Source organism: Pseudomonas sp. PS02303 (assembly GCF_029959925.1).
In the GTDB taxonomy this organism is placed as follows: domain Bacteria; phylum Pseudomonadota; class Gammaproteobacteria; order Pseudomonadales; family Pseudomonadaceae; genus Aquipseudomonas; species Aquipseudomonas mandelii.
In genome coordinates, this window is the sequence record NZ_JASCOM010000581.1 from 1 (window position 1) to 302 (window position 302).

Here is a 302-nt window from a genome sequence, read left to right on the forward strand (position 1 = left end):
CGTTGGCGATGGCCAGGGCTTCGGCTTCGTCCTTGAAGGTGGTGATGCTCACCACCGGGCCAAAGATTTCTTCCTGGAACACGCGCATTTTGTTGGTGCCCTTGAGCAGGGTCGGCTGGATGTAATATCCGGTCGCCAGGTTGCCCTCGAGTTTTTCCACCTTGCCGCCGGTCAGCAGCTCGGCGCCTTCGCCCTTGGCGATTTCCAGGTACGACAGGATTTTGTCGAATTGCTGCTCGGACGCCTGGGCGCCAACCATGGTGTCGGTGTCCAGCGGGTCGCCACGTTTGATCGACAGCACT

General features: G+C 59.9%; 1 protein-coding gene. It reads right to left on the reverse strand.

Annotation, left to right across the window (positions count from 1 at the left end):
• Positions 1-302: aldehyde dehydrogenase family protein (locus QMX98_RS35155; RefSeq protein ID WP_282412108.1), on the reverse strand; the 302-nt coding region annotated here is incomplete at both ends.